General features: G+C 48.6%; 1 rRNA gene. It reads right to left on the bottom strand.

Going from position 1 to position 245, the window contains the following annotated elements:
- Window positions 1-116: ribosomal RNA gene (locus tag F8197_RS28405) — 16S ribosomal RNA — on the bottom strand; the annotation flags it as partial.
- Between the last annotated feature and the right edge of the window lie 129 nt (window positions 117-245).

Raw genomic sequence — 245 nt, 5'->3', positions numbered from 1 at the left:
TATATTACTCACCCGTTCGCCACTCGCCGCCAGGTTGCCCCGCGCTGCCGTTCGACTTGCATGTGTAAGGCATGCCGCCAGCGTTCAATCTGAGCCAGGATCAAACTCTTCAGTTTAATCTCTGTTTTTGGTTGGGTCATCGCTGACCCAAACTCGTCCCATTGGTCCGAGTTTGCTCACTCAAAATACTGACAGGCCACTATTTTCATAGCGCCTATTTCATTACTTCTTGTGAACATTTGATA

Source organism: Duganella sp. FT27W, assembly GCF_009295655.1.
GTDB lineage: Bacteria > Pseudomonadota > Gammaproteobacteria > Burkholderiales > Burkholderiaceae_D > Rugamonas > Rugamonas zoogloeoides.
The sequence above is the reverse complement of the archived record's forward strand: the minus strand, read 5'-3'. Positions and strand labels throughout refer to the sequence as shown.